Annotated in this window: 11 protein-coding genes; 2 read left to right on the forward strand and 9 right to left on the reverse strand. The window is 72.0% G+C overall.

Going from position 1 to position 9,635, the window contains the following annotated elements:
• Positions 1 to 41 precede the first annotated feature (41 nt).
• A complete protein-coding gene (locus TR46_RS04545; RefSeq protein WP_042393788.1) occupies positions 42 to 1,460 on the forward strand; it encodes an amidase in 1,419 nt (472 codons plus the stop codon).
• Positions 1,461 to 1,593: 133 nt separating this feature from the next.
• Here the strand turns inward: TR46_RS04545 and TR46_RS04550 are convergent, their stop codons facing one another.
• From TR46_RS04550 to TR46_RS04570, 5 genes are all read right to left on the reverse strand, one after another.
• Positions 1,594 to 2,322: an ABC transporter ATP-binding protein gene (locus TR46_RS04550; RefSeq protein WP_042393791.1), complete on the reverse strand. Its 729-nt coding sequence runs from the start codon at positions 2,320 to 2,322 to the stop codon at positions 1,594 to 1,596.
• Positions 2,319 to 3,347, reverse strand: a complete 1,029-nt coding sequence (locus tag TR46_RS04555; RefSeq protein WP_439654338.1) for an ABC transporter ATP-binding protein — start codon at positions 3,345 to 3,347, stop codon at positions 2,319 to 2,321. The genes TR46_RS04550 and TR46_RS04555 overlap by 4 nt, the downstream gene beginning before the upstream one ends.
• A 160-nt stretch (positions 3,348 to 3,507) precedes the next feature.
• Entirely contained in the window at positions 3,508 to 4,293 is a 786-nt protein-coding gene (locus TR46_RS04560; protein ID WP_084717887.1) for a DUF3710 domain-containing protein, read from the reverse strand.
• Positions 4,294 to 4,295: 2 nt separating this feature from the next.
• Entirely contained in the window at positions 4,296 to 4,808 is a 513-nt protein-coding gene (gene dut / locus TR46_RS04565) for a dUTP diphosphatase (protein ID WP_042393793.1), read from the reverse strand.
• 14 nt (positions 4,809 to 4,822) lie between these two features.
• A complete protein-coding gene (locus tag TR46_RS04570) occupies positions 4,823 to 5,419 on the reverse strand; it encodes a PaaI family thioesterase (protein ID WP_236655200.1) in 597 nt (198 codons plus the stop codon).
• Between the two features lie 86 nt (positions 5,420 to 5,505).
• On the opposite strand from TR46_RS04570, the gene TR46_RS04575 reads away from it, so the two are divergent.
• Positions 5,506 to 5,961 (forward strand): DUF3093 domain-containing protein, encoded by a 456-nt coding sequence (locus TR46_RS04575; protein ID WP_042393797.1) that lies wholly within the window; start codon positions 5,506 to 5,508, stop codon positions 5,959 to 5,961.
• Between the two features lie 7 nt (positions 5,962 to 5,968).
• Here TR46_RS04575 and TR46_RS04580 read toward each other — a convergent pair whose 3' ends face one another.
• From TR46_RS04580 to TR46_RS04595, 4 genes are all read right to left on the reverse strand, one after another.
• Positions 5,969 to 6,901 (reverse strand): hypothetical protein, encoded by a 933-nt coding sequence (locus TR46_RS04580; protein WP_052432538.1) that lies wholly within the window; start codon positions 6,899 to 6,901, stop codon positions 5,969 to 5,971.
• 25 nt (positions 6,902 to 6,926) lie between these two features.
• The gene (locus TR46_RS04585; protein WP_030258984.1) at positions 6,927 to 7,226 is read right to left on the reverse strand and encodes a DUF4193 domain-containing protein; all 300 of its coding nucleotides are present in this window, start codon (positions 7,224 to 7,226) and stop codon (positions 6,927 to 6,929) included.
• Between the two features lie 420 nt (positions 7,227 to 7,646).
• Positions 7,647 to 8,624, reverse strand: coding sequence for an acyl-ACP desaturase (locus TR46_RS04590; protein ID WP_042394145.1), 978 nt, complete (start codon positions 8,622 to 8,624; stop codon positions 7,647 to 7,649).
• Between the two features lie 185 nt (positions 8,625 to 8,809).
• The coding region (locus TR46_RS04595) for a sensor histidine kinase (protein WP_042393805.1) at positions 8,810 to 9,635 on the reverse strand (826 nt) is incomplete at its 5' end.

Genomic DNA, 9,635 nt, shown 5'->3' on the forward strand with positions numbered 1-9,635 from the left:
CGCGCCACGACCGGACGCGGCACCGTCCGAGGGGAACCGCAATGACGCAGCTCCACGATCTGACAGCACTGGAACAGGGCGAGCTGATCGCGACCGGGAAGCTCTCCCCGGTCGAGCTGACCGACCACTACCTGGAGCGGATCGACCGGCTGAACGCGTCCCTCGGCGCCTACATCACCGTCACCCCGGAGCTGGCCCGCAGCCAGGCGGCCCAGGCCGAGGCGGCGGTCCGGGACCGGGACGGCGCGCCGCTCTCCCCGCTGCACGGCGTCCCGGTCCCGGTCAAGGACCTGAACTTCGTCGCCGGAGTACGGGCCACCCAGGGCTCGGCCGCCAGCGCGGAGCACATCCCGGTGACCGACGACCACATCGTCACCCGGCTGCGCCGGGCCGGCACGGTGCTCCTCGGCAAGACCAACACCCCCGAGTTCGGGCTGCCGTGCTACACCGAGAACCAGGTCGCCCCGCCCGCGCGCACCCCCTGGGACCCGGACTACTCGGCCGGCGGCTCCAGCGGCGGCGCGGCGGCCGCGGTCGCGGCCGGGCTCGCGCCGATCGCCCAGGGCAGCGACGGCGGCGGCTCCATCCGGATCCCCTCCTCGGTCTGCGGGCTTTTCGGGATCAAGCCCAGCCGCGGCCGGGTCAGCAGCGGCCCCACCCTGTACGACGTCAGCGGCCTCAGCACCAGCGGCCCGATCGCCCGCACCGTCGCGGACGCCGCCGCGCTGCTGGACGTGCTCGCCGGAGCCATGCCCGGTGACTGCTTCACCGCCCCGGCCCTCGCCCCCGGCGAGACCTTCGCCTCGCACGCCGGCCGCGAACCCGCGAGCCTGCGCATCGCCGTGCTCACCACCCCGCCGGTCCCCGGCCTGACCGTCCATCAGGACTGCATCGCGGCCACCGAGAGCACCGCCGAACTGCTCTCCTCCCTCGGCCACCGCACCGAACCGCTGGAACTGCCCGCCGACGACACCCTGCGCCGGGTGTTCGAGCAGGTCTGGGCGGTGATGGCGACCCAGCAGCCGGTCGCGGACGAGTCACTGCTGATGCCGCTGACCCGGTATCTGCGCGAGGAGGGCCGCAAGGTCTCCGGCCCGGACTTCGCCACCGCGCTCTACACCTTCCGCGCCGTCGGCGCCCTGGTCGCCGCCCTGCAGGAGGACTACGACGTCATCCTCACCCCGACCCTGGCCCAGCCCCCGGCCCTGATCGGCGCCCTGCGCGACGACGCGGACCCGGCCCGGGAGTTCGACAACCTCACCGCGTTCACCCCCTTCACCCCCCTCTACAACGCCACCGGACAGCCCGCCGTCAGCCTCCCACTGCACTGGAACGAGGCCGGCCTGCCGATCGGCGTGATGCTCGGCGGCCGCTACGGCGACGAGGCCACCCTGATCCAGCTCTCCGCCCAACTGGAGCGGATGCGCCCGTGGTCCCACCGCAAACCCGCCGTCTGGTAGCCGGCACGGCACTTCCCGCGCCTCTGACGTGCTGCGACTGAACCGCTGTGGGTGAGTCGCGTCCGGGGGCGCGGGGAACCGCGCGGCCGGCCACCTGCGGGCCGCACCCGCAGTCCGAACGGAACCGCCTGCGCTACCCCTCGTCGACGATCTGCCCGTCACGCAGATCGAGAACGCGGTCGGCCAGTTCCATCAGCTGGGGGTCGTGGGTGGCCACCAGCGCGGTCACGCCCTCGCTGCGGACCACGGCGCGGAGCAGCTGCATGATCGCGCGGCCGGTGTCGGAGTCCAGCTGGCCGGTCGGCTCGTCGGCGATGATCAGGGCCGGCTGGTTGGCCAGCGCCCTGGCGATGGCGACCCGCTGCTGCTGGCCTCCGGACAGCTCCCCGGGGCGCTGGTTGACATGGTCGCCGAGGCCGACCAGCGCCAGCAGCTCCTGCAACCGCTCCTCGCGCTCCCGCGGCGGCGTGCGGCGCAGCCGCATCGGCACGCCCACGTTCTCCGCCGCCGTCAGGATGGGGATCAGGCCGAAGGACTGGAACACAAAGCCGATCCGGTCCCGACGCAGCGTCAGCAGCCCGTCCTCGCCCAGCCCGGCGAGGTCGTGGCCGTCCACCAGGATCTGCCCCGAGCTGGGCCGGTCCAGCCCGCCGACCAGGTTCAGCAGGGTGGTCTTGCCGGAGCCCGAACGCCCCTTCAGCGCGGTCAGCTCACCGCGCCGCGCGGTGAGGGTGACCCCGCGCAGGGCGTGCACGGCGGTGGCCCCGCTGCCGAAGGACTTGTGCAGGTCATGGACCTCCACCATCGGCGCTCCGGGCTCGACCACCGCGGTGGCACCCGCGGGCTCGGCGCTGCTGGTCATACGTCCCCCTCAGTCTCGGCGTCCGCGTCTGTCCCGGCGTCCGCGTCAGCGTCCGCCTTCGCCTGTCGCGCGGCCGCGTCGGGCCATACTCCGATGTGATCGGCCTCCAGCGCCAGTCTCACCCGCCTGCGCATGTGCAGCCGCTCGGTGAACTCGCTCGGCAGCTGCAGCCGCCCGTTGCGGTCGAGGACCGCGTACTCCTCCGCCGTCAGCTCCTGCGCGCCGTCGTCGTCGGTGGTCATCCGGCGCAGCACCTCGGTGGAGGTACGGCCGTTGCGGATCCGCACCGTGCGCTGGACCTGCTCGGACACCGTCGCGTCATGGGTGACCACGACCACCGTCACCTCCAGTTCCTCGTTGGCCTGCCGCAGCGCCGCGAAGATCTCCTCGCCGGTGGCCGTGTCCAGCTCGCCGGTGGGCTCGTCGGCGAACAGCACCCGGGGCCGGTTGGCGTTGGCGACCGCGATGGCGACGCGCTGCTGCTCACCGCCGGAGAGCTCGCCCGGGCTGCGGTCGGCGCAGTGGCCGATCCGCATCAGGTCCAGCAGCTCCTCGGCGCGGGCCCGGCGCTGTGAGCGCTTCACCCCGGTGTAGGTCATCGGCAGCATGACGTTCTCGACGGCGGTCAGGTAGGGCAGCAGGTTGCGGGAGGTCTGCTGCCAGACGAAGCCCACCGTGCCGCGCCGGTAGGCGAGCCGGTCCCGGCGCCGCATGGTGAGCAGGTCGTGCCCGGCGACCTCGGCCGAACCCGCGGTGGGAACGTCCTGGCCGGAGAGGATGCCCAGCAGGGTCGACTTGCCGGAGCCGGAGGCGCCGATCACCGCCACCATCTCGCCCTGCGCCACGGACAGGTCCAGGCCCTGCAGCGCCTGTACCTCGACACCTTCGGTCTGGTAGATCCGGACCAGGTTCTCGCAGACGATCATGCCTTCGTCCCGGTCCGGGCGGGCGGCCGCGGCGGCGCGCCGGCGCAGCTCCCCGAGGTCCGGGGCCTCGGCCCGGTCGGCAGCACGGTTGACGCTCACTCGGTTCCCCCTGTCGCTCCCCCGTGCGCCGCCCCGGCGTCGCCTGGGGGACACCGTACCTCCGACCACCGCGCCGCAGGCCGGGAGAGCCGAAAAGCCGCCAGGCCCCCGCGAAGGGGCCTGGCGGCTCGGGAACTCGGATGCCCGCGGACCTCGGTGGTCAGCGGACCTCGGTGATCTCCGGACCGCGCTCGAAGGGGTTCATCGGGTCACCGCTGAAGCGGTTGGCCGGGGCCGACTGCTGCTGCGGCATTCCGTCCGCCACCATCTGCGCGTCCTCGGGGAGCTTGAGCACGATCGGGTCGCGCGGCGCCATCGGGGTCTCGCCGCGGACCACCACGGTCTCGCGGAACACCTGCTCCAGCACCCCGGCCGACTCCGGCTGCACCGCGGCCTGGCCCGAGATCACACCGCGCAGGAACCAGCGCGGACCGTCGCAGCCGACGAAGCGGACCAGTTGCACGCCCTGGGTGCCGTCCGGGAGCTGCACCGGGACCTGGGCTCGCAGACCCCAGCCCAGCGGGCCCTCCTCCTCGTCCACGACGCCGCCCTGCTGGGTGATGCCGGAGGCGATCTCCTGGCGGACCTCACCCCAGATCCCCTCGGACCTGGGCGCCGCGAAGGCCTGCAGCTGGATGGCGCTGCTGCCGAGGACCAGGGTCGCCGCGACGATGGAGTCGCCGGCCACCTCCACCCTCAGCTCCATGCCATCGACCCCGGGCACCAGCAGGCCGCCCAGGTCGACACGGCCCTCGGCCGCGTCCTCCACCTCGGTGGAGTCCCAGGGGCCGTCGGGACGCGGCGCGGGCGGCAGACCCACCCGTGCGTCCTCGGCGTCGTCCTCCTCCACGGAGTCCACACCTGCGACGTCCTCGCTGTCCTCGAGGGCCTCTTCGCCCTCGATCTGGTCGACAGCGTCCTCGCTCTTGGCGCGACGACGGAACACGGTCACTGTCCTTCCCGGTCGGGTACCGAAGAGATTTCCTGCCCGGCCGCGGGAATGCTAACCGCGGCATGGCCGCCCGTCGACCCGAAGCCACCGATGGCACGCGCCGATCCCGGCAGTTCCTCCACCTCGTGGAAGCGGACCTTCTCGACCCGCTGGACGACCAGCTGGGCGATCCGGTCCCCCCGGCGGAAGACCACCCGCTCGCGCGGGTCGAGATTGACGACGATCACCTTGATCTCACCACGGTACCCGGCATCGACTGTTCCCGGGGCATTCACCAGCGCCAGACCGCAGCGGGCGGCCAGACCCGAGCGCGGATGCACGAAGGCCGCATAACCGTCCGGCAGGGCGATGGCGACGCCGGTGGGCAGCACCGCCCGCTCCCCGGGGGCCAGCTCGGCGTCCACGGTGGTCCGCAGGTCGGCCCCGGCGTCCCCCGGATGGGCGTACGAGGGGGCGGGCAGCTCCGGGTCCAGCAGGCGCAGCAGGACGTCTACAGGGGGGTGGGACATGGCTAGGGCTCTCTTTAAAAGGTTTGGAGTACCTCGAAGGCACGGGCGCGCTTGAAGACATCGGGGTTGTCCATGGCGGCCTTGATCTCCTCGGCGCGGCCATGGGTGACGAAGTGGTCCAGTTCGACCTGGACGAACAGGGCCCGCGCGGATATCGCCGTCGGCCCTTCGGGGCCGTCCAGCCGTCCCTCGCCGCGGCAGTAGATCTTGCGCCCGGCGACCGCGTCGACCCAGGCGTGGATGGACAGGGTGGCGCCCACCGGCACCGGGCGGAGGAAGTCGGTCTCCAGCCTGGCCGTCACCGAGGCGGTGTGCAGCAGCCAGTTCAGCGTGCCGAGCGCCTCGTCCATCGCGGTCACCAGCACCCCGCCGTGGGCCAGGCCGGGGCCGCCCTGGTGCGCCGGGGCGACGGTGAACTCGGCCAGCACCTCGACGCCCTCGCCGGCCCTGGCGGCCAGGTGCAGCCCGTGCGGCTGCTGCGGACCGCAGCCGAGGCAGTGCTCGTAGTGCGGGCCGATCAGGGCGCCGGGCGCGGGAGCCTCGGGGTGCCGGACCGGGGCCCGGGCGCCGGGCGGCGGCGTCAGGGAGGGACGGGTGGTCTGCTGGCTCACGCTCGCGACCATACAGAAGAACCCCGTCGGAACGGGAACCGAGGCCCTCTGCAAGATCGCCTGCGACGGCAGCCCACAATGGAGCCATGTACGACGAACGCCTCACGGCTCCGCTCACCATGTGGTTGTTCCCCGCGGGCAGCGGCATCTCCTTCGGGCTGGTCTTCTACCTCTTCGGCATCGTGCCCGGACTGCTCGGCCTGGTGGCCGGCGCGGCCGCGGCCGCGGTGCTGCTGAGCTCCTACGGCTCGGCACGGATCCGGGTGGTGCAGGGGCTGCTGGTGGCCGGTGAGGCGCGGATCCCGGTGGAGGCCCTGGGGACGGCCCATCCGATGGACCGCGAGGAGGCCTTCGCCTGGCGCACCCGCAAGGCCAACGCCCGCGCGTTCATGCTGCTGCGCTCCTACATCCCGACGGCGCTGCGGGTGGACGTCACCGACCCGCAGGACCCGACCCCTTACCTCTATCTGTCGACCCGTGCCCCGGAGGCGCTGGCCGCCGCCCTGGACTCGGCCAAGCAGGAGGCCCTGAAGGCGGCCTGACGGCCGTTCAGCCCTTCGGGTCCTCCGGCCGGGGGACCAGCGCCGCCTCCCAGTAGCCGCTGTCGGCCGGCGGGCGGCCGCGCAGGTCCTTGCGGATCTCCAGGGCGAGCTTGGCGGTGTCCCTGCGGTTCAGCGTCGCCCCCGCCAGCGCCCCCACCATCAGCGGCGCCACCGACGGCAGCTTGCGGAGCCCGGTGCGGGTGAGCCGCTTGCGCAGTTGCCGGCGCAGTTCGGCGCCGGTGCCCAGGGCCACCAGGCTGCCCGGCTTGGACAGGTCCAGCCCGCGCCGCTGCGACCAGACCGCGAGGTAGGCACCGGCCCGCTGGGTGGCGTTGCCGCTCGGCGGCTGTCCGTAGGCCTGGTAGAGCTCGGCGATCATCTTGACCTCGACGGCGGCCACGGCCAGCAGTTCGGCGCCGATCTCCACCGCCATCGCGGGCGGCACCGGGAGCATGGCCACGGCGCCGACGCCGGCGCCCACGGAGGCGGATGCCTTCACGGCTCCGGAGCTGATGCTGTCGGCGAGGTCCTCGGCGTTCCGCGCGCCCGGGTGCTGGGCGCGCAACGTGGCGAGGTCACGTACGGGGATCCGGGGAGCGGCGTCGACCAGCCGGTCCACCAGGTGCAGGGCGCCGCTCCTGGTCCCCGACCCGACCAGGGAGCCGCCCTTGGCCAGGCCGGCCGTCAGGGTGCCCTTGAGGGAGTCCGCGAGCGAGGCCATGCGTCGGCCCCGCTCGCCCTGGGGGACGACCGCCGCGGGGGCGGACTCGTCCCACACCTCCAGCTCGGCGGCGATCCGGGCGAGGTCGTCCTCGCTTCCGTCGGTGTCGCCACCGGTGCCGCCGTCGACCGCCGGGGTTACCGCGTCCCCGGCGGTTCGATCGGTACTGCTGCCGTCACTGCTCGGCTTGGTGCTGTTTCGCTGTCGGAACGGCCTCATGAAGACCTCCCTACCCCAAAACGCGTCAGGCCGCGCAGTCCCGGCAGATGGGGTTGCCGTTCTTCTCGCTCGCCAGCTGGCTGCGGTGGTGCACCAGGAAGCAGCTCATGCAGGTGAACTCGTCGGCCTGACGGGGCAGCACCCGGACGGAGAGCTCCTCGTTGCTGAGGTCCGCGCCGGGCAGTTCGAGTCCTTCGGCCGCTTCGAACTCGTCGACGTCGACCGAGCTGGTCGACTTCTCGTTCCTGCGGGCCTTCAGTTCCTCGATGCTGTCCTCGTTGAGGTCGTCATCGGTCTTGCGTGGGGTGTCGTAGTCAGTTGCCATGGTGTCGCGGGCCCCCTTTGGGTGTCTGCGGGTATCTCCAGCGCAGGTAACGCGCGGGAAGCCGGACTTGTGCCCGACCCGAGGGCGAGATTTTGCCTTACTTCAAGGCCCGTTACTCAATCGACACCCGAGACGACCCCCAAAGAGGTGATCCGAGGGGTGTTCGGGCCCGTCGGACGGCCGGGCCGAATGGCCGTCCTCTTGAGCACTTACCGTGATCATGACCAGCGGAAACGTTGGTACGGCGGCCGAGTGCCGGGCACGCTGTGTCACCTCGGTCGGGATCGTGACAGAGAGCGATCGTCCGGATCATGCCGCCGAATGGCTTGAATTGTGATGTTCATCACAGTTCTGAAAAGTCCGGACTTACCCGTACAAGCGCCCCGACCGAGCGCCCGTTCCGGCCCCTCCCGGAACGGCTCAGCCGCGCTTCTCGGCAGCGGCGGCGCGGCGGGCCAGCAGGGCCGCACGGCGCTCGTCGAAACGGGTCGCCATGCCGTCCAGGCCGTCCAGGTAGATCCCGAGCTCCTGCTGAGCGGCCAGACCCTCGGGGCCGAGCCCGGAGACCTCCATGACCTTGAGGTGGCGCAGCACCGGCTGGAGCACGTCGTCGTGGTGGATCCGCAGGTTGTAGATGCCGCCGATGGCCATCTGGGCGGCCGCCCGCTCGAAGCCGGGCATCCCGTGCCCGGGCATCCGGAAACCGGTCACCACGTCGGCCACGGCCCGCATGGCCTGGTCCGGGGCGATCTCCAGGGCGGCCTTCAGCAGGTTGCGGTAGAAGACCATGTGCAGGTTCTCGTCGGTGGCGATCCGGGCCAGCATCCGGTCGCAGACCGGGTCGCCGGAGTTGTGCCCGGTGTTGCGGTGCGAGATCCGGGTGGCCAGCTCCTGGAAGGCGACATAGGCGACGGAGTGCAGCATCGAGTGGTTGTTGTCGGACTCGAAGCCCTCGGCCATGTGCGTCATCCGGGCCCGCTCCAGGGCCACCGGGTCGACCGCGCGGGTGGTCAGCAGGTAGTCGCGCATCACGATGGCGTGCCGGCCCTCCTCGGCCGTCCACTGGTGCACCCAGGTGCCCCAGGCGCCGTCGCGGCCGAACATGGTGGCGATCTCGTGGTGGTAGCTGGGGAGGTTGTCCTCGGTGAGCAGGTTCACCACCAGCGAGACCCGGCCGATCTCGGTGACCGGCGACTGGTCCACGGCCCAGGCCTCGCCGCCCATGATCCCGTCGAAGTCGCGCCCCTGGCCCCACGGCACGTACTCGTGCGGCATCCACTCCTTGGCGACGCCGAGGTGGCGGTCGAGCTCGCGCTCGACCACCTCCTCCAGGGCGTGGAGCAGCTGGGCGTCGCTCCACTTGGCGGAGCCGGCGGGGCGGGAGGGGGCGATGGTCACGGCATCCAACTCTCGGGGGTACGGCATACACCTACGCCTCCGTAGGTTACGCCACCGTAGGTTGAGACGGCGTCCGATGGCAAGGGCGGCCGCCGAAGTGTGAAACGGATAAGGAAAAGCCCCGCCGACCTGGAGAAAGATCGGCGGGACCGGGTGTGCGGCCCACTGCGGGCCCTGCGGCGCAATCAGCTGCCGGGGATGCGAACCCGCATCAGCAGGCCGCCGTCGGGGCGCGGAGACGCCTCGATGACCCCTCCGTGCGCCCGGACCACCGAGCGGACGATGCTGAGCCCCAGACCGACGCCCTTGTCGCTGCGGGTCCGCTCGTTGCCCTTGACCCGCCGGAACGGCTCGAAAATGTGCTCCAGCTCATATCCGGGCACCACCGGACCGGTATTGGTCACCACGATCTCGCCCGCGCCGTCGGCGGTTCCGACCGAGACCTCGACCCAGCCGTCCTCCGGCCGGTTGTAGCGCACCGCGTTCTGGATCAGGTTGAGCACGATCCGCTCCAGCAGCACCCCGTTCCCGGGCACCACCACCGGCTCCACCACGCTGGTCAACCGCACCCCGCGGCTCTTGGCCTCGGCCCTGGTCTGCTCCAGCGCCTGCCGGGCCACCTCGGCCAGGTCCACCGGGCGGCGCTCGATCAGCTCGTTGTCGCTGCGGGCCAGCAGCAGCAGCCCCTCGACCAGCTGTTCGCTGCGCTCATTGGTGGCCAGCAGGGTCTTGCCCAGCTGCTGCAGGTCCGGCGAGGCCCCCGGGTCGGAGAGCTGGACCTCCAGCAGGGTGCGGTTGATCGCCAGCGGGGTACGCAGCTCGTGCGAGGCGTTGGCGACGAACTTCCGTTGGGACTCGAACGAGCGGTCGAGGCGTTCCAGCATCTCGTCGAAGGTGTCCGCGAGCTCCTTGAGCTCGTCGTCCGGGCCGTCCAGCTCGATCCGGCGGTGCATGTCCGAGCTGGCGACCTGGCGGGCGGTGCGGGTGATCCGGCCGAGCGGGCGCAGCACC

The organism is Streptacidiphilus carbonis, from assembly GCF_000787775.1.
Taxonomy (GTDB): domain Bacteria; phylum Actinomycetota; class Actinomycetes; order Streptomycetales; family Streptomycetaceae; genus Streptacidiphilus; species Streptacidiphilus carbonis.